The organism is Bradyrhizobium uaiense (genome assembly GCF_010811875.1).
Taxonomy (GTDB): Bacteria; Pseudomonadota; Alphaproteobacteria; order Rhizobiales; family Xanthobacteraceae; genus Bradyrhizobium; species Bradyrhizobium uaiense.
Genome location: NZ_VKHP01000098.1, coordinates 1 through 18,339 on the forward strand (window position 1 = coordinate 1; position 18,339 = coordinate 18,339).

Genomic DNA, 18,339 nt, shown 5'->3' on the forward strand with positions numbered 1-18,339 from the left:
ATCTCGACTGCGTGCTTCATGTGACCGCACATGTGACCATCGGCGGCAGCATGAGATGTTTATAAGCTAGAGCAGTATTGCTATGCACCCGCCCGGTGAGTACGATGATCTATTTAGTGATGTTGATCTGCACTGACAGAAATCTTGATAGAGTTTATCGTCATCATCATCATATTTGTATAAGAGACCTCTATGCCGACCGCGCGGGCATCGATCGGACGGGCGAAATGGACCGGCTTGCCGTCAAAGCGGATCTCGCCGTGACTTGGCGGGAAGTTGCCGGCGATGATCTTGACGAGCGTGGACTTGCCGGCGCCGTTGTCGCCCATCAGGCCGACTACCTCGCCGGGAGAAATGCGCAGGTCGACGCCATGCAACGCGCGAATGGCGCCGAACTCCTTGCCAATGCCCTTCAACTCCAGGACCGCTAGCCCGGCATCGTGAGGGGTTACCATGGCTGGTCTCGCTCAGGCATGCTGGTAACCCCTCCGGCTCAGAAGTGCACCAGCGTGCGCAGACCAAGGACCCAGGCATTCTCGGTCTTGATGCCGGCTGCATTGTAGCCGCGCCCGCCGGGATTGATCACGTACTGGGCGTCGAACTTGAGGTTCATCCAGCCGGTCGCCTGCCATCCGTACCAGGCTTCGATCGGAACTTCGTTTCCGCCCGCATTCAGGGTGAGCGCGGCCGAGTTCACGTGGGTCGTACCCACCGCGAAGCCGACTTCGTCTTCGGGGCGCCAGGAGAACGTTCCGGTGTGCCTGAAGCCCAGGGCGATCTGGTAGTCTTGATACGACGTCCGGTGATCGGCGACGGTCGTATTGAGGAACATGTACCAACCCTGTGCCTTTGCACCCTCAACGGTCAGCCGCTGCAGGATCGACTCATAGACGCCATAGCGGCCGCGTTGATCTCCGAGATTTTGGCCGGGGGCACCATCGACGCCCGGGATAGCTGCAATGATGCCCGGCAAGCCACCGTCAATCGTCGACGCGCTGTCGTACCAGCCGCCAAACCTCCACGTCCCGTTCAAGGGACCGCTCGGCGCCCAGACCACCTCGACCGGCACCAGCACGCCTGAGGCGCGGCTCGAGCCCGGGACGCCCGGCAGGAAGTAAGTCGCGGAGTCCGAGGTTGTCAGATAGTTCGGGTTGGCGTCGTAGACGCCGACCGACAGCTGCCATTCCTTGGTGAAGTTGTAGTGCGCCACACCGGCCCACTGGCTCACCGGCCAGTTATAGATGTAGCCGCCCTGGATGTTGCCGGGCTGGCCGCCGCAGAAGGTCAGGTTGATGAACTCGCACAGGCCGAAGAAGAAGTCGGAGCCGACCGGCAGTCGGCCGCCCTTGAGTTCGAGGCGATCATCGAAGAGCTTTTCCGAGTAGTAGAGTTCAGTCAATCGCAGGATACTGCCGCGACCGAATACTTCGTTGGTCAGCTGCAAGGCTGGAATGCCGGCCTCGTCATTCAGGTTGCGGCCGAAGCGGTCAACGAGTGTAAGGCCAACTGTGCCGCCCTGGATGCCGGCAAGCTTTGCCATGTCGAACTTGGCCTGGAAGAACAGCTGCCCGGCTTGGGTCGCGGTGTTCCTGTTGCCGCCTGACAGGTTGCCAACCGCTTCGTCACCCAGCGTCAGGGCCAGCGAGATGCCCCGCTCCTTCAGCTGCGTCCTGCCGAGATCGCCGAACAAATACGGTCTTGTCCAGAAATCATCGGTCTCTGTGTAAGGTACAGGCGGAGCCTTCGTTAGCAGATCGGCCGCCTGCGCGCCGCTGCCGAACAGCGATAACAAAGCGATCCCCACGCCGCATGCCCGCGCGGTGTTTAAAGACCTATGCAACATTTTCTGCACTCCCAGCGTCCCCGGCTTTGTCCCATTTTCTGTCACGTCCCGCCCAAAGCCCTTCAGCCTGGAACGTGCTCCGGTTCAGTTTGTCGGCTCGTCAACTTGAGATAGAATCTGCGCCCGCAAACTCTTTCCCTTGTTCCTCTACTCAAGTAACCGCGACCATATTCCCGGCCGCGGATTTCCTTATCGAGCTGTCATGCCTGATCGCCCGTCCTCGTTGGCAGGGCAGTAGCGCTTTGCAGAATGGTGCTGTCCTTCTTCGGCGCCGTGCGGGCGAGGCCGGCCAGCGCTGCCTTGCGCCGCCGCCGGGCCTGCAATTGCTGATCCGCCAACACGCCGATCAGGATCACGGTTCCCATCACCGCGAAGTTCAGCGAATTGGGAATGCCCAGGATGTTCACGAGATTCTGCAGCACTTGCAGCAACGCTGTCCCCAGCACGATGCCGAGGATGGAGCCTTCGCCGCCGCGCAGGCTGCAGCCCCCGAGCACGGCCGCCGCAATCGCGTAGAGTTCGTAAAAGTTGCCGAAGGAACTCGGCGAGACCGAGTTGGTATAGAAGACGAACATCACGGTCGAAACGCCGGCAAGGCCGCCGCTGATGACATAGGCGGTTGCGATCACGAGATTGGTGTTGATGCCGGAAAAGCGCGCCGCTTCCTCGTTCTTGCCCACGGCGTAGAGCCAGCGCCCGTAAACCGAACGATGCAGCAGCACGCCGAGGATCAGCGCAAGGATGATCAGGAAGATGAAGGTGTTCGGAATGCCGCCGATATTGCCGGATGCGATGTTGCTCAGCGTGCTCGCCTCGTCACCGTAGCCGAAGCCGCGCGTCGAATCGCTGGTGTAATAGCGCGCGGCGCCGCGATAGATCAGCAACCCGCACAGCGTCACGATGAAGGGCTGCATCTTCAGCCGCGTGATCAGGAAGCCCTGGATGCCGCCGAGCGCAAGCCCGCCCATCAGGACCAGCAGCAGCGCGAAGGGCCAGGGCACCTGATACGTCGTCAGAAGGTCGATGAAGACGACGCCGAGCAACGCGAACATCGAGCCGAGCGAGAGGTCGATGCCTCCGGTGATGATGACCAATCCTTCGCCCAGCGCGAACACACCGAACAGGCCGATCAGATTGGCCATGTTCAGCAGGTTCACAAATGACAGGAAGGCCGGGTTGATCGCGCCGGTGATGGCGGAGATCACCGCCAGCAGCAAGAACAGGCCGAGTTCCTTCTTCATCATGGCGCCGCGGCCTCCTGAATTTCGAGCGCTTGGCCGACCGCCAGCCTCAACACGTTGTATTCGCTGAACTGGTCGCGCTCGAGCACGCCGCTGACACTGCCTTCATGCATCACCGCCACCCGGTCGGAGACGCCGATGACCTCCTCCATGTCCGAGGAGATCATCACGATCGCGACGCCTTGATCGGCGAGGCTGCGCATCAGCGCGTAGATCTCGCTCTTGGCGCCGACATCAATGCCGCGGGTCGGCTCGTCGAAGAACATCACGCGCGGCTGCATCGAGAGCCACTTGCCCAGCACCACCTTTTGCTGGTTGCCGCCGGAGAGCGTCACCGCTTCGATGTCGACGCTCGGCGCCTTGATGGACAGGCGCCTGGCCTGGTCTTTCGCGATCTTGCGCTCGGCAGCACTGTTGACCAGCCACATCCGCGCGTGATCCAAGAGGCTCGCCAGCGTCACGTTCTCACGGATCGGCAGTTCCAGCACCAGCCCGGATTTCTTGCGGTCCTCCGGCACCAGGTAGATCCCTTGCCTGATCGCGTCCCGTGGCGAGGCGACGCCGACCGGCGTGTTGTCGATCCTGATCTCGCCACCGAGCAGCGGGTCAACGCCGAACACCGCGCGGGCAAGGGAGGTGCGGCCGGCGCCGACGAGCCCGGCGAGACCAAGGATCTCGCCGCGCCGTACGGACAGGTTGATCTGCCGGTCGGGAAAGGCCGACGTGACAACGCCTGCAATATCGCAGCCGCCCGGCTCTGGCGCGCGGGCCGGCGGCGTATACAGCGCCTTCAGGTCGCGGCCGATCATCAGCCGGATCATGGCCGCATGGCTTAGCTCGTCCCGCGCCAGCTCGCCCACCGTGCGCCCGTCGCGCAACACCATGACGCGATCAGCGCAGCTCATGATCTCGCCGAGCCGGTGAGAGATGTAGATCACCGAGATGCCGTGCGCCTTCAGGTCGGCAATCACCTCCAGCAGCCGTTCCGTCTCCGAGATCGTCAGGCTGGAGGTCGGCTCGTCCATGATGATCACGCGGGCGTCGATCGAGAGCGCCTTGGCGATCTCTACCATCTGACGTTCCGCGATCGACAAATTGTCGACCAGCGTGTTCGGCGTGAAATCGGCGCCCAGCCGTTCCAAGAGCGGCGTCACGCGGGCGCGCATCTCGGCATTGTCCACCAGCTTCAGCGGGCCACCGGCAAGCTTCTCGCGCCCGATGAAGACGTTGGCGGCGACGTCAAGGTTCTCGAACAGATTCAGCTCCTGATGTACGAAGGCGATGCCGCATTGCGTGGCCTCCGTCACCGTCATCCGGGCGTGCTCGTTGCCGCCGATCCGGATCACACCCGCGCTCGGTTCGATCACGCCGGCGAGCACGCGCATCAGCGTCGATTTGCCGGCGCCGTTCTCGCCGATCAGGCCCAGCACCTCGCCACGGCAGACGCGCAAATTGACGTCGTCGAGCGCCCGGACGCCGGGATAGGTCTTGCTGATTCCGCTGAGTTCGAGCAGCGTTTCCGCCATTCGGCATGTCCTCCTGCACACCGCCCGGCGGCCTGTAGCGGCCGGGCGGTGACGCCGACTGAAGTTACTTCTTCAGCAGTTCCTTCATCTGTCCGGCGAACTCGGCGACATTGGTCTTGCTGATCACCTTGGTCGGAACGATCAGTTTGCTGTCCTTCGGAATCCAGGACTTGTCGCCGTTCAGCGTCTTGATGATGTTGGTGGCGGAGAGATAGCCGAACTCGTAGGGCTGCTGCACGACCGTCGATTCGATCGTGCCGTCGGAAATGCCGCGTAGCGTGCGCTGGTCCTCGTCGAAGCCGACGATCTTCACCTTGCCGGCCTTGCCTGCGGCCTTCACTGCGTCATAGATCAGTGGCGTCTCATAGCTCCAGAGGCCGGACAGCAGGGCGATGTCGGGGTATTTGACGAGCACGTTCTCCATGTTCGCCTTGGCTTTGGCGAAGTCGACCTGGTCGGTGAACACGTCGACCAGCTCGACCTTGGTGCCGGCGATCGCTTCCTTGATGCCCTGCACGCGCTCGCGGGCGTTGTCGGCGTCCATCGTTCCGACGAACAGAGCGATCTTGCCGCCGTTCGGCAGCGCTTTCTTGATCTCCTCGCCGGCCTGACGCCCGGCTGCGACGTTGTCGGTGCCGATGTAGGCGAGGCGATTGCTCTGCGGTGCGTCGCTATCCGTCGTGATCAGCACGGTCTTGGCCGCAACCTTGTTGAGTTCTTCGGTTGCATGCGGGGCATCGTCGACCGAAATCGAGATGCCGGCGACGCCGCGCACCAGCAGGTCGTCCAACTCGCGGCGCTGGCCGGCCGCCGTCCCCTCATTGGTGACGATCAGTTCGATATTGTATTCCGGGTGTTCTTTCTGCGCCTTCTCAAGCCCGCGGCCTGCGATGGTCCAGAAGTCGGCCGCGACATTGGTCACCAGCGCGATGGTCTTCTTCTGCTGGGCCTGCGCCGTCCCCATTGCCATTGCGAACACGGCTGCGCCCGCCAATACTGGCACGATCAATCGTTTCGTTGAGACATACATATGCACCTCCCTGTCGATACCCCCGCTGAGGGGATTTCACGTCCGGCGCTTTTCACGCCTTATTTTATTCACGTAACTAATAAATTAGCGCGACGAAATGTCCAGTCAAGGGTGTTTGCACTCGCATCTTCACGCGAGAATAGTATGATGGTGATGTTTTGCCGCCGCTATCGCCGCCTTTTGACCTGTATCTGAGTTGTCCAAGTTGAATAATTTCAGCAAGCGAATTAAAAAAGCCGATATGAATGAACAGTCCGAGCCTCTCAGACGAGCTTCAGGCTTGGCGCGCGGATCGAACCGCGGCCGGCTCGTCGAAGTCTTGCGACGTCAGGGGCCATTGCCGCGCGTCGAGCTCGCACGCAGCACGGGGCTGAGCTTTCCGGCCATTTCGGCCATCACGTCGAAACTGATGGCGGAAGAGCTGCTCTGCGAAGCCGAGACAGAAGCGGCGACGTTGTGGCCGGACGATGCCGACGAAGAGGATGCGGATGGCCTGAACGGCCGTCGCCGCGGCCGGCCGGCGGTCTTGCTGACCCTGAACCCCGAGTTCGGCCGCATCGTTGCGGTCTCGCTCCGCATGAATCTGATCGAGACATTGATCGCGGATTACAGCGGCTCTGCCCTGGCGCAATCGCGGCTTGAACTCACGACGCGCGCGCTCGATGCAGCTGCGTTGTGCGATCTCGTGATCGCGCAGATCGAAGCCATGCTTGATGCGACCGCCACGCCGCGACATCGGCTGCTCGGAATCGGGATGGCGCTACAGGGTATCGTCGACGCCGACACTGGCCGGCACCTGTGGAGCCCGGCGCTGTCGATCACCGACGTCGATCTGGCAAAGCCGATCCGCGAGGCGTTCGGCGTCGAGGTTGTGATGGCGAACGATGCGGTCGCGGTCGCGCTCTCCCTCGTGGCGGCCGAGCCGGCTCTGGCGCAGGGCCTCACCGCGACGCTCATGGTCGGGCACGGCATCGGCATGGGCATCGTCGTCGACGGTGAAGCGCGCTGGGGGGCCGGGGCGGGCAGCGAGATCGGCCACGTGAAGTTGGGGTCGAACGGTCCGCAATGCCGCTGCGGTCAGCGCGGCTGCATCGAGGCTCATCTCGCCGACTATGCGCTCTATCGCGACGCGCGCACCTTTCTCGACCTGCCGCCGGCGGTGTCGCAGCAGCCGTCCGAGGCGCAGATGGCTCTGTTGCGCGCGCGTGCACGTGCCGGCGATCCCCGTCTCGAGCAATTGTTCCGGCAGGCAGGCCACGCGCTTGCCGAGGCGGTCGCCACGACGATATCGGTGCTGCGCCCGCACCATGTCATCCTCGCAGGTCCCGGCCTGGAGGCGTTCGACATGATGCGCAGTGCCTATGAGGAACGGCTCGAGCAGGCGGTGTTGCCGTGGCTGCTCAAGTCCACGGCGATATACGTGCGTCCAAGCGAGTCGGCGACGATTGTCGACGGCATGGTGCGGCGGACGCTGCGGGTCGTTGATCGAAACCACATGGAGACGACCGAGTGAATCTCGGGAGCTGCGGCCCTTGATTGAGCCGCAGCAACGCAACCGACGCCCTTCAGGCGCCAAATCGAGAGAATGCCAATGCAGGGTGCCATCTATCCAAGCCTCAAGGACCGGACCGTCCTGGTAACCGGTGGCGGCTCCGGCATCGGCGAGGCCATCGTCCGTCAGTTTGTCAGCCAGGGCGCGCGGGTCGGATTCATCGACATCGATGAGGCGGCATCAAAGCAACTGCTTGCCAGCCTGCCGGCGCAGTCCCGCGTACATTTCGAGCACGCCGATCTGCGCGACATCGCCGCCCTGCGACGCGCAGTCGCCGGCATCCGCGAAGCGCTCGGGCCGGTCACCATTCTGGTCAACAATGCGGCCCGCGACGACCGGCACGCGATCGAGGATGTCACGCCGGAATATTGGGACGAGCGGTTCGCCACCAATCTGAAACATCAGTTCTTCAGCGCCCAGGCCGTTGCACCCGATATGAAACAGGCAGGCAGCGGTTCGATCGTCAATATCGGCTCGGTGAGCTGGGTGATCGGCCAGGGCAACATGCCTTGCTACACGACAGCGAAGTCGGCGGTTCAGGGTCTCACCCGCGCGCTCGCCCGCGATCTCGGTCCGAGCAACGTGCGGGTCAATTCCATTCTGCCCGGATGGATCATGACCCAACGGCAGCAGGACAACTGGTTGACGCCCGAAGGCGTGGCCGAGCTGATGCAGCGGCAATGCCTCAAGCGCAAGCTCGTGCCTGACGACATCGCCCGCGTCGTGCTGTTCTTTGCCGCCGACGACAGCGGCGCCTGCACCAACCAGAATTACATCGTCGATGGCGGCTGGGTCTAACGTTCGCGGGCGGGACTACCGTCAGATCGTCATTTCAGGTAATCCGGCAGGGTAAATCCGTCATAGAACCGATCCGACAGGATCGCGGATCTGAAGGTCTGCGATTTGTAGCCGGCAACGATGTCCTGTGCCCACGGAGCATCCGTGTTGGCTTTTTTCACTGCGACCACATTGATGTAGGGCGTCGTCATTTTCTCCAGGGCGAACGCATTGGTCAGTTTCAGACCGCTGTAGATCGCGAAATTGCCCTGGATGGCGGCGAAGTCGACATCGTCGAGCGCACGCGGTGCTTGGGCCGCCTCCAGTGGCACGATCTTGATGCCGCCCGGGTTCTTGATCACGTCGAGTTCGCTGACATCGACCGGCTTGGAGTCGCGAATCTCGACGAGCCCGAGATCGCGCAGGATCCAGAGTGCGCGCTGCAGATTGACGGGATCGTTGGGCACGGCCACGGTCGAGCCGGGTTTGATCGGCGAGCCCGCCGCGTGCTTCTTCGAATAGAGCCCCATCGGTGGCGTCGGCACGTGGACAATACCGACGAGGTCGGTCTGCTGCCGCTCGTTGTACGAGTTCAGGAAGATGGTGTGCTGCATGACATTGGCGTCGATCTCGCCCTTGAACACGGCATTGTTGGCTTCCAACCCGGTCGAGAACTCGAGATAGCGGATACGGTAGCCCTTCTTCTCCAGCTCCGGCGCGACGCCAACCTTGAACTCATCGATGTAGGGACCCGGCACGAAGCCGACTTTCAGATCGGCTTTGGCTGGTGTCTCCGCGTGCAGGGCAGCGCCGGTGAGGGCGCCGAAAAGCAGAACGGCGGAACGGAACAGGGAACGCATCGTCGTCATTGGAACTGTCAAATCCTTGGGTGCTGAAGCAAACATCCATCGCGGCCGACATGAGGCCGGCCGTGCCGCGGCATCGTCAGGCGATCACGCGATCGCCTTGATCGATCCCGAGAACAGGCTCTCCGGCCTGCTCAGGCCGTAATGGTCGCGCAGCGTCGCTCCGGTGTACTCTTCGCGGAACAGGCCGCGCTTGCGCAGGATCGGCACCACCTGCTCGGCGAAGATATCGAAGCCGCCGGGTAGCCAGGGCGGCATCACGTTGAAGCCGTCGGCGGCACCGTTCTCGAACCAGGTCTGGATGTTGTCGGCGATCTTCTCCGGCGGCCCGGCGATCACCCAGTGGCCGCGCGCACCTGCCAGCCGCTGCACGAGCTGGCGAATGGTCGGCTTATCGCGATCGACGATGTCGACCACGAGCTTGAAGCGGCTCGCCACGCCGTGGGCGCTGCCGGTGTCGATCAGATGGCGCGGGAAGGGGCCGTCGAGGTCGAAGCCGGAGAGGTCGAGCCCGATCATCTGGCGAAGCTGGGTCAACGAGTATTCCGGTTGGATCAGTTCGTTGAATTCGTCCTGCAGCCGGTCGGCCTCGGCCTGCGTGCTGGCGATGAAGGGACTGATACCGGGCAGGATCTTGACCTGATCGGGACTACGGTCGAAGGCTCGCGCCTGACGCTTGATGTCGGCATAGAACTCCTGGGCACTCGCGAGCGTCTGATGCGCGGTGAAGATCGCCTCGGCAAAGCGCGCGGCAAAGGCGCGTCCGTCGTCGGACGAGCCCGCCTGAACGTAGACCGGCCGTCCCTGCGGCGTCCGCGAGATGTTGAGCGGGCCGCGCACCCGGAAATGCTTTCCGACATGATCGATCGCATGAATCTTTCCGGTGTCGGCGAAGATCCCGGATGCGGGATCGTTCACCACGGCGTCGTCCTCCCAGCTGTCCCAAAGTCGCGTGATGACATCGAGATACTCACGCGCCCGCTCGTAGCGTTCGTGATGGGGCGGGTGCTCGGGCAACCCGAAATTCTGTGCCGCCAGCGCGTTGCTCGTGGTCACGATGTTCCAGCCGGCGCGGCCGCCGCTGAGATGATCGAGTGAGGCGAACAGGCGGGCAAGATTGTAGGGTTCGGTGTAGGTGGTCGATGCGGTTGCGATCAGGCCGATGCGTTTGGTGGCGATGGCAATCGCGGCCAGCCAAGTGATCGGCTCGAAACGGAAGCGCTGCGCATAGCGAACGTTGTCGGCGAGCGCGGGTCCGTCGGCGAAGAAGATCGCGTCGAACTTCTGCGCCTCGGCGCGCTGCGCCAGCTCCTGATAGTAGGTCACGTCGAGGATTCGATCTGCGGTGGACCCCTTGTAGCGCCATGCCGCTTCGTGATGGCCGCCGGGATAGATGAAGAGATTGAGGGAAAGCTGTCGTTTGCTCATGTCGGGGCTCGCAAATTCTGCCGTTATTGGTGGGACGGCGCCTTTTGCGCGAACGCAAAGCGCAGGTAACGCTCCAGCTTCAAGCCTTCGGGCGTTCGTTTCTCTTCGACGAGCCGCGCAAATGCGCGGCGGACCTGCTCCCGCTCGCTCGGTGTGAATGCCTCGAGGAAATTGCCGAATGCGCTTGCTTCGGACCATTGCAGCAGCGAGGCGGCATCGTCGTGGATATCGATCAGCGCGCGCAGCTCGCTGCGGTATCCGGTGAAGCCGTGCGCCGCGAACAGAGATTTGAGCTCGTCGTCCGTCGACCCGAGTACCGGGTTGGAGTCCTGGCGGTTGCCGGCAAGACCCGCCTCGGCGATCGCGCGACGAAGCAGCACACGCGATTGGTGCGGATGCGACGGGTCCTGCACATTCAGTCCGAGACGGCCACCGGGCTTGAGAACCCGCCGGACCTCCTGCAGGGCGCGGTCCTTGTCGGAGATCCAGTGGAAGACGCTGTTGAGGTAGACGGCGTCGAACTGCGCGTCATCGAAGCGCGCGAGATCTTCGGCCCGCCCGGTCGCGAACTGGAGATTATCGCCCTGCCGAAGGCGCGCGATCTCGATGCGGCCGGCGAGCGGATCGATCCCGATCACGCGCCCGTTCGGGCCGACCAATCCCGCCACGAATTCCGCAAGCCGTCCCGTTCCTGTCCCGATGTCGAGGACATGCTCGCCAGACTTGATGGCGAGCGGTCCGATCAGGAACTTGCCATGGCGGAATTGAACGAGGCCTGCGTCGTCATAGGAGCGGGCAAGCTCCGGAGTATCGTGCTCAAGACTGATGTCGCCAGCGGTTCGCGGCATGTCGGTAGACCCATCGTTTCTCGCCGCGCGTTGACATCAGGCGCGTACGTTGCGTCCGACTCTATGTCGACGTCGATGAAATGAATTTGCGTTGTTGCGCAGCAAGCGAGCATGAACGTGATGAGTTCGTCGTTTACCGGAGATGAGTGCGGTCGTACCGATCCGAACGACGCGCAATTTGACGCCTGTTCCGGCTCGATCGCGTCGATCCCACCAGTCACGACGTGCGCGAGATGATCGATCGGGTGGCGATCATGGCAAATATTTCAATGCCAGCGTCGTCGGCGAAGTGAACATTGTCCGGCGTCGAAAACAAAGCTGGTTTCGTTTCATTGACTGAACGTCGATCGCTTTTACGATTTGTCCCCTCAAAGCGAGGTGGTTCATTCATGCCGCAATCCGATCCTGACAGTGCCGCCCGCGAAGCCCTTCGGCTGATCGGGCCTGACCCGCAGAACTGGGTACCCGATCGCGACGGCATCGATCACAACGTCGTTGTGGTCGGCGGCGGTCAGTCCGGCTCGGCCTTCGCGTTTGCGCTTCGGCGGGCGGGGATCGGCAAGGTTTCGGTCATCGATGCCGCGGCCGACGCCGGCAAGGCCGGTGTGTGGTTGACGAGCGCGCGAATGCACAAGCTCCGCACGCCGAAGACGCTGCCGGGTCCCGAACTCGGCCTAACCGGTCTCGGTTTCCAGGCATGGTATGAGACACGCCATGGCGCGGCGGCGTTCGATGCGCTCGACCGCATTCCGCGGCTCGACTGGGCCGCCTATCTCGACTGGTATCGCCGCGCGACCGGCGCCGCCATCCGCTACGGTACGCGTTTGCTCCGCATCGAGCCCGCGGCCGATCATCTGCGGCTCCACTTGGAGCGTAACGGCGCGACGACCATCGAGACCACACGCAAGCTGGTGCTCGCGACCGGTTTCGCGGGCAGCGGAGGTGCGTACGTCCCTGATGTCCTGCGCGCCGTGCCGAAGCAATTCCATGCGCATACATCGGAGAAGATCGATTTCAGGGCGTTGCGCGGCCTCAGCGTTGCGGTGATCGGGAGTGCGGCATCGGCCTTCGATGCAGCCGCCACGGCGCTCGAAGCCGGAGCGCGTGACGTTCATCTGTTTGCGCGCAGGGAGACCCTGGCCTCATTGCCGGTCATTCGGATCCGTGGCTACCCCGGTGCTTACGACAACTACGGTAGTCTGCCCGATGCGGTGCGCTGGCATCAGGCGGTCCGGTTCCGGCGGGCCGGCTCGACCCCGCCACCGGATGCGATCTCGCGCGCGGTAGCCTTTCCGAATTTCCACCTGCATCTCGGTGCGCCGTGGACCTCTTCACAATTGAAGGGCGGCCGCCCGACCGCGATTACCTCGCACGGGAAGTTCCCATTCGATTTCGCGATTGCGGGGACCGGTTATTCCGTCGATCTCGGTGCGCAGCCGGAGCTGCGCGATTTCACAGACGAAATCCTGCTGTGGCGGGATCGTTTCACGCCGCATGACGGCGAGAGGGACGACACGCTGGCGGCCTATCCATATCTCGGGTCCGGCCACGAATATCTGGAGAAAGTGCCGGGCCGCGCGCCGTATCTGAGGGACATCCACGTCTTCAATCCCGCGGCGTTTGTCAGCTTCGGCCTGCCGATCGGCGACGTGCCGAGCTTCAAGCGCGACATCCCGGGGATCACGGCGAGGATCAGCCGCGACCTGTTCCTGGCCGATCTCGCGTCTCACGAGGCCCGGATCAACGGAGAGATTGCGGAAGACTTCACCGCCGAGCTCTACGCGCCGGCCGTGTGGCGGCCGCCACAGCACGTCGCGGCGGAATAGCGAGGGTCGCCACCACATCATTCATCTCCGTCGTCGCTTCCGCGACCGGCGTATGGCGGAGCCTTGTCCAGGGGATCGCGGCGACGAGAGCCTAATCATGAGCAACACGACCACCATCGACAACGTCATCCCGCGGGCCGATATCGGCAAGCGCGCCGCCCGACTTGGTGCCGAGATCAGAAATGTGAAGCTGTCGGGTGATCTTCCCGACGAGGTCATCCGCGCCATCAACCAGGTGCTGCTCGAGCACAAGGTGATCTTATTCCGCGACCAGGATCACCTCGATGATGCCGAGCAGGAGCGCTTCGCAGTCAAGCTCGGCAAACTGGTGCCGCATCCAACGATCGGCGCGAGCAAGGGTACGTCGTCGATCCTCGAGCTGGATTCAGGGCGGGGCGGCGGCCGCGCCGACCAGTGGCATACCGACGTCACATTCGTCGATGCCTACCCGAAGATCTCGGTGCTGCGCGGTGTAGTGATCCCGCCCTACGGTGGCGACACGGTCTGGTCGAACACGGCGACTGCCTATCTCGACCTGCCTGTACCGCTGCGCAAGCTCGCCGACGAGCTCTGGGCGGTTCACAGCAACGCTTATGATTATGCGGTGAAGTCTCGAGCCACCGATGCCGACCGTAAGCATTTCGACGAGGTATTCACCGGAACGATCTTTGAGACCGAGCATCCGGTCGTGCGTGTTCATCCCGAAACGGGCGAGCATACTCTGGTGCTCGGAAATTTCGTCCAGCGTTTCGTCGGTCTGCCGAAATACGACAGCCAGAAGCTGTTCGATCTGTTCCAGTCCTACGTTACGGCGCCCGAAAATACCGTGCGCTGGAGCTGGCGTGCCGGAGACGTCGCCATCTGGGACAATCGCGCGACCCAGCACTACGCGGTCAACGATTACGGCGAGCAGCACCGGGTGGTCCGCCGCGCCACCGTCGACGGCGACGTGCCGCGTAGCGTTGACGGTCGCCACAGCGTGACACGCATCAAATCGCCGAAGCCGCAGACCGCCAGGGCTGCTTGATCGGTTCAGCTTTCGGAGTCACCAGGATGAATGCCATGATGAAAATCCTTCGCGCGCGGTATCTCGCCGCGCGCAGGGTCGCGCGATATCTACTGGCCGGCGCGCTTGCGTTGGGTTTGGCCGCGCCGGCCTTCGCCGAGCCGCCGCTTGAGAAGACCGAGATCCGCTATCAAGGCTGGGCTGGGCAGGTGACGTTCACCGAGCTTGCCGAAGACCTCGGCTATCTGGCGCCGCTCAAGCTCAAATGGGTCGGCAACACCATCAGCGGGCCGCAGGACATCCAGACCGTCGTCACCGGCGACATCGACATCGGCGGCGCCTTCTATGGAGCCATTATCAAGCTGATCGCGGCGAAGGCGCCGATCAAGGCCGTGGTCGGCTATTACGGCTCCGACGCCAACACCTATTACGGCTACTTCGTGAAGGACGACAGCCCGATCAAAGCGGCCCGCGACTTGATCGGCAAGAAGGTCGCGGTCAATACCCTTGGCGCCCATCTGGAGTTCGTGCTGCGTGAGTATCTGGCGCAGAATGGCCTCAGCGCCGGCGAGGCGAAGCGGGTGACGTTGGTGGCGGTCCCGCCTGTCACCGGTGAGCAGGCGCTCCGGCAGGGGCAGGTCGAGGTCAGCGCGCTCAGCGGCGTGCTGCGCGACAAGGCTTTGGAGCGCAGCGGGATCCATTCGCTCTTCAACGATACCGATCTGTTCGGCCAGTTCACCGGCGGCGCCTATGTGCTGCGGGACAAGTTCATCAAGGACAACCCGAATACCGCGCGCAAGCTGGTGGAGGGGATATCACGTGCCATCCAGTGGGCGCAGACGACACCGCCGGATGAGGTGCGTGCCCGGTTCGACCGGATCATCGCGGAGCGCAAGCGCAACGAGGATGCGTCCTCGATCAAGTACTGGAAGAGCACGGGCGTTGCGTCCAAGGGCGGCGTGATCTCGGATGCCGAGCTGCAGATCTGGATCGACTGGCTGGTGAAGGATGGCCTGCTCAAGCCGGGCCAGATCAAGGCCTCGGACACCTACACCAATGAGTTCAACTATTTCCGTCCCGGGAAGACGGCGGAGGCGCGATGACCTCGGTCAAGATCAGCTTCGAGAGCGTCCGCAAGGAGTTCGTCACGCGAAGTGAAGGGGGCCGCCCGGCGGGACGTTTCATCGCGCTCGAAGATATGACGTTCGACGTGCGTGCCGGCGAATTCTTGACCCTGGTCGGCCCAAGCGGCTGCGGCAAGTCGACCCTGCTTGATCTGCTCGGCGGGCTTGCGACGCCGACGAGCGGTCGCATCTTGCTCGATGGGCGCCCGATTGTTGGGCCCGGGCGCGACCGCGGCGTCGTGTTCCAGCAATACGCGTTGTTTCCCTGGCGCACGGCCGCGCAGAACGTCGAGTTTGGGCTCGACATCGCCGGCCTCAAGCCGAAGCAGCGCAGCGACATCGCGCGGCACTTCCTCGACCTGGTGGGTCTGTCCGGCTTCGCCGACCGTTATCCGCATGAGCTCTCCGGTGGCATGAAGCAGCGCGTCGCGATCGCGCGGAGCCTCGCCTATGATCCGGAGGTGCTGCTGATGGACGAGCCGTTCGCTGCGCTCGACGCCCAAACGCGCGAAACGCTGCAAGGCGAGCTGCTGCGGATCTGGCGTGCCACCGGCAAGACGATCATCTTCATCACTCACGGCATCGATGAGGCGGTCGTGCTCGGACAGCGTGTGGCCGTCATGACGTCGCGCCCGGGGCGGATCAAGCAGATTGTCGATATTCCAGAACTCCTGCGCAGCGCAGCCGACGATGTGCGCTCGCTGCCGGAATTCGGTCTTGTGCGTCACGAGATCTGGAGCCTGCTTCGCGAGGAAGTGCAGAAAGCGCAGCAGGGGCAACCGACCGGGAGTGCTGACGCGGGCCGTGTCGACCGCAATGTGAAGGAAGTCGCTCATGTCTAGTCTGGAGATGCTGACATTGTTGGAACTCACGCATGGACGGCGAGACACGTTCACGGGAGTGGATCCTCGACCGTCACCGCTCGTGAGCGCGGCTCGCGCCGCGATCCCGGGCTTGACCGCTTTCGGGCGCCGCTCCCTGTTGCTGATCGTTCTGTTGGCCGTCTGGGAGGCTGCTCCGAGGCTTGGCTGGATCGATGCGGTGTTCCTGCCGCCATTCTCCGATGTCATCGCTTCGGGCTGGCAGCTCGCGCAAACCGGCGAACTCTATGACGACGTCTCCGCGAGCCTGCTCCGGGCTCTGAGCGGGTTTCTGTTGTCGGTCGTGTTGTTCGTCCCGCTCGGACTCGCCGTGGGCTGGTACACCCGGCTCGGCGATCTCCTGAACCAGTTCGTCGAGATCTGCCGCAATACCGCGCCGCTCGCGCTGTTGCCCGTGTTCATCCTGCTACTCGGCATCGGCGAGCTCTCGAAGATCACGATGGTGGTCTACAGCTGCGCCTGGCCGTTGCTGCTCAACACCATTGCTGCGGTGAAACAGGTCGATCCGCTCCTGATCAAGTCGGCACGGACGATGGGGGCGACGCCGCAACAGCTGTTCCGCAAGGTGATCCTCCCGGCGGCGCTGCCGACGATCTTTGTCGGCATTCGCCTCGCCAGTGCCTCGGCCATGCTGGTGCTGGTAGCCTCCGAGATGGTCGGGGCCAAGGCCGGTCTCGGCTATCTCATCATCAACAGCCAGTACAGTTTCCTGATCCCGCAAATGTATTTCGGCATAATCGGGATCACCGTCATCGGGCTGGCGTTCAATGCCGTCCTGGAGGCATTGGAGCGGCGCTTGATGCGATGGAAGGCGCCGGTCGCGGAGTGAGGTCGCGGTTCAGCCGCCGCTCGAACTGTTTCGTGCGGTGGCCTGCGTCACAATGCTGTTCGGCGGCACGTCCTTGGTCAGCCAGACATTGCCGCCGATGGTCGATCCACGGCCGATCGTGATCCGGCCGAGAATGGTTGCGCCGGCATAGATCACGACGTCGTCCTCGACGATCGGGTGACGCGCGTCGCCCTTGATCACAAGGCCCTCGTCGTCGGTCGGGAAGTGCCGCGCGCCCAGCGTGACCGCCTGATAGACCCGGACGTTGTTGCCGATGATGGCGGTCTCGCCGATCACGACGCCGGTGCCGTGATCGATGAAGAAACCGGAGCCGATCCGGGCGCCGGGATGAATATCGATGCCGGTCCTGGTGTGGGCGATCTCCGACATCAGGCGGGCCACCAGCCGAGCGCCGATCTGGTAGAGCAGGTGGGCAAGGCGATGGTGGATGATAGCAGTCATTCCGGGATAGCCGATCAGGATCTCCGGAAAATTCCGCGCCGCCGGGTCGCCAACGAACGCCGCCCGCAGATCGTTGATCAGGAGCCCGCGGACCTGTGGCAGCTGGGTGGCGAAGCCGCGGGTCAGTTCGATCGCCTCCTCGTGGACAAAGCCCGGCTCCAGCTCGTCGCCGACGAACAATGCGCCGCGGTGAATCTGCGCGCTGAGCGAATCCAGCGCCGTGCTCAGCGTGTTGCCGACGAAATAGTCGATGTTCTCGCCGTCGAGGTCAGATTGGCCGTAGTGACGCGGAAACAACGCCTCGGTGAGGCCGTCGAGGACCCCCTCGAGCACGTCGCGCGAGGGCGCACGGCGTGGCTCACTGTCGCGCCGGATGCTGTGGGTCTCCTCACGGGACGTGCGCAACTCAGCGACGATGCGGTCCAGCTGCCAGCGGCCCGGTCGTCTGCCGACCGCGCCGGCCAACGCTGCGGGCGAGGGTGGTGGCGTTTCGCGCTTCATGCTGTGTGCCCTTCCCCGTCTTAACGGACATGCGCCAAGGGAATGCTGACTTCGGCCAACAAGTCGAGGTCGGCTTCGTGATCGATCTGGACATACTGTCCGTTCCAGTAGGTGAGCCCGGACAGCCGATGCGAGACCTCCATGCTGGAGAGGCGGCCGACGATGATGCCATGGGAATGCCGCTCGATGATCTCCTCGACCTGGCATTCGACGACGGCAAGCGACCGCCGCAGCAGCGGCACGCCGGAGGCTCCATACGACCAGTCGGTGCCTTCGAAGCGCTCCCGGCCTCTGAGCTGGCCATTGCTGAAGCGCTCGGCCAGGGCTTGCTGGTCCGAGCCGAGGATGTTGACGCCAAACTGCCGGTGGCGGGCGATCGGTGCGAAGGCCGATGCCTGCCGGTTGATGCTGACCAGCAGCCGGGGCGGGCTCGCACTGAGCGATGTCAGCGAGGTGACCGTCATGCCGGTGATGTCTTCGCCCTGTCCTGCAGTGATGATGCAAACGCCACCTGGGAGGCGGCGCATGACAAGGCGAAACTGCCGCTCGATCTCGTGATCGGCATCGACAAGGTGGATATCCGGCTTGTTCATCGGGGT

17 protein-coding genes and 1 pseudogene are annotated in these 18,339 nt (G+C 63.2%); 7 read left to right on the forward strand and 11 right to left on the reverse strand.

What is annotated here, in order from left to right; translation table 11 throughout:
- Nucleotides 1-164 precede the first annotated feature (164 nt).
- The 5 genes and pseudogenes from FNJ47_RS22590 to FNJ47_RS22610 all read right to left on the reverse strand — a co-directional run.
- Nucleotides 165-455, reverse strand: a pseudogene (locus FNJ47_RS22590) (ATP-binding cassette domain-containing protein); the annotation flags it as partial.
- Between the two features lie 38 nt (nucleotides 456-493).
- Entirely contained in the window at nucleotides 494-1,843 is a 1,350-nt protein-coding gene (locus tag FNJ47_RS22595) for a carbohydrate porin (protein WP_163157027.1), read from the reverse strand.
- A 200-nt stretch (nucleotides 1,844-2,043) separates the two neighbouring features.
- Nucleotides 2,044-3,087 (reverse strand): ABC transporter permease, encoded by a 1,044-nt coding sequence (locus FNJ47_RS22600; RefSeq protein WP_163157029.1) that lies wholly within the window; start codon nucleotides 3,085-3,087, stop codon nucleotides 2,044-2,046.
- Nucleotides 3,084-4,610 (reverse strand): sugar ABC transporter ATP-binding protein, encoded by a 1,527-nt coding sequence (locus FNJ47_RS22605; RefSeq protein ID WP_163157031.1) that lies wholly within the window; start codon nucleotides 4,608-4,610, stop codon nucleotides 3,084-3,086. Before FNJ47_RS22605 ends, FNJ47_RS22600 begins: the two co-directional genes overlap by 4 nt.
- A 64-nt stretch (nucleotides 4,611-4,674) precedes the next feature.
- A complete protein-coding gene (locus tag FNJ47_RS22610; protein WP_163157033.1) occupies nucleotides 4,675-5,640 on the reverse strand; it encodes a sugar-binding protein in 966 nt (321 codons plus the stop codon).
- Nucleotides 5,641-5,881: 241 nt separating this feature from the next.
- Here FNJ47_RS22610 and FNJ47_RS22615 point away from each other — a divergent pair, with 241 nt between their 5' ends.
- Entirely contained in the window at nucleotides 5,882-7,153 is a 1,272-nt protein-coding gene (locus tag FNJ47_RS22615; protein WP_163157035.1) for an ROK family protein, read from the forward strand.
- Between the two features lie 78 nt (nucleotides 7,154-7,231).
- Nucleotides 7,232-7,990: an SDR family NAD(P)-dependent oxidoreductase gene (locus FNJ47_RS22620; RefSeq protein WP_163157037.1), complete on the forward strand. Its 759-nt coding sequence runs from the start codon at nucleotides 7,232-7,234 to the stop codon at nucleotides 7,988-7,990.
- Nucleotides 7,991-8,019: 29 nt separating this feature from the next.
- Here FNJ47_RS22620 and FNJ47_RS22625 read toward each other — a convergent pair whose 3' ends face one another.
- The 4 genes from FNJ47_RS22625 to FNJ47_RS22640 all read right to left on the reverse strand — a co-directional run bounded on the left by FNJ47_RS22625 (nucleotide 8,020) and on the right by FNJ47_RS22640 (nucleotide 11,502).
- The gene (locus tag FNJ47_RS22625; protein ID WP_163157039.1) at nucleotides 8,020-8,838 is read right to left on the reverse strand and encodes a MetQ/NlpA family ABC transporter substrate-binding protein; all 819 of its coding nucleotides are present in this window, start codon (nucleotides 8,836-8,838) and stop codon (nucleotides 8,020-8,022) included.
- Nucleotides 8,839-8,922: 84 nt separating this feature from the next.
- Nucleotides 8,923-10,263, reverse strand: coding sequence for an LLM class flavin-dependent oxidoreductase (locus tag FNJ47_RS22630; RefSeq protein ID WP_163157041.1), 1,341 nt, complete (start codon nucleotides 10,261-10,263; stop codon nucleotides 8,923-8,925).
- Nucleotides 10,264-10,286: 23 nt separating this feature from the next.
- A complete protein-coding gene (locus FNJ47_RS22635; RefSeq protein ID WP_163157043.1) occupies nucleotides 10,287-11,111 on the reverse strand; it encodes a class I SAM-dependent methyltransferase in 825 nt (274 codons plus the stop codon).
- Between the two features lie 217 nt (nucleotides 11,112-11,328).
- Nucleotides 11,329-11,502, reverse strand: coding sequence for a hypothetical protein (locus FNJ47_RS22640; RefSeq protein WP_163157046.1), 174 nt, complete (start codon nucleotides 11,500-11,502; stop codon nucleotides 11,329-11,331).
- Between FNJ47_RS22640 and FNJ47_RS22645 the strand changes: the two genes are divergently transcribed.
- The 5 genes from FNJ47_RS22645 to FNJ47_RS22665 all read left to right on the forward strand — a co-directional run bounded on the left by FNJ47_RS22645 (nucleotide 11,501) and on the right by FNJ47_RS22665 (nucleotide 16,777).
- A complete protein-coding gene (locus FNJ47_RS22645; RefSeq protein ID WP_163157048.1) occupies nucleotides 11,501-12,937 on the forward strand; it encodes an FAD-dependent oxidoreductase in 1,437 nt (478 codons plus the stop codon). The genes FNJ47_RS22640 and FNJ47_RS22645 overlap by 2 nt on opposite strands.
- Nucleotides 12,938-13,034: 97 nt before the next feature.
- Entirely contained in the window at nucleotides 13,035-13,964 is a 930-nt protein-coding gene (locus FNJ47_RS22650) for a TauD/TfdA dioxygenase family protein (RefSeq protein WP_163157050.1), read from the forward strand.
- 35 nt (nucleotides 13,965-13,999) lie between these two features.
- Nucleotides 14,000-15,046, forward strand: coding sequence for an ABC transporter substrate-binding protein (locus tag FNJ47_RS22655; protein WP_236000043.1), 1,047 nt, complete (start codon nucleotides 14,000-14,002; stop codon nucleotides 15,044-15,046).
- Nucleotides 15,043-15,909, forward strand: coding sequence for an ABC transporter ATP-binding protein (locus tag FNJ47_RS22660; protein ID WP_163157054.1), 867 nt, complete (start codon nucleotides 15,043-15,045; stop codon nucleotides 15,907-15,909). Before FNJ47_RS22655 ends, FNJ47_RS22660 begins: the two co-directional genes overlap by 4 nt.
- Before the next feature lie 112 nt (nucleotides 15,910-16,021).
- Entirely contained in the window at nucleotides 16,022-16,777 is a 756-nt protein-coding gene (locus FNJ47_RS22665) for an ABC transporter permease (protein WP_236000044.1), read from the forward strand.
- A 9-nt stretch (nucleotides 16,778-16,786) separates the two neighbouring features.
- Here the strand turns inward: FNJ47_RS22665 and epsC are convergent, their stop codons facing one another.
- Nucleotides 16,787-17,740, reverse strand: a complete 954-nt coding sequence (gene epsC / locus FNJ47_RS22670) for a serine O-acetyltransferase EpsC (RefSeq protein ID WP_163157056.1) — start codon at nucleotides 17,738-17,740, stop codon at nucleotides 16,787-16,789.
- 20 nt (nucleotides 17,741-17,760) lie between these two features.
- Nucleotides 17,761-18,333, reverse strand: coding sequence for a flavin reductase family protein (locus FNJ47_RS22675; RefSeq protein ID WP_163157058.1), 573 nt, complete (start codon nucleotides 18,331-18,333; stop codon nucleotides 17,761-17,763).
- Nucleotides 18,334-18,339: the final 6 nt, after the last annotated feature.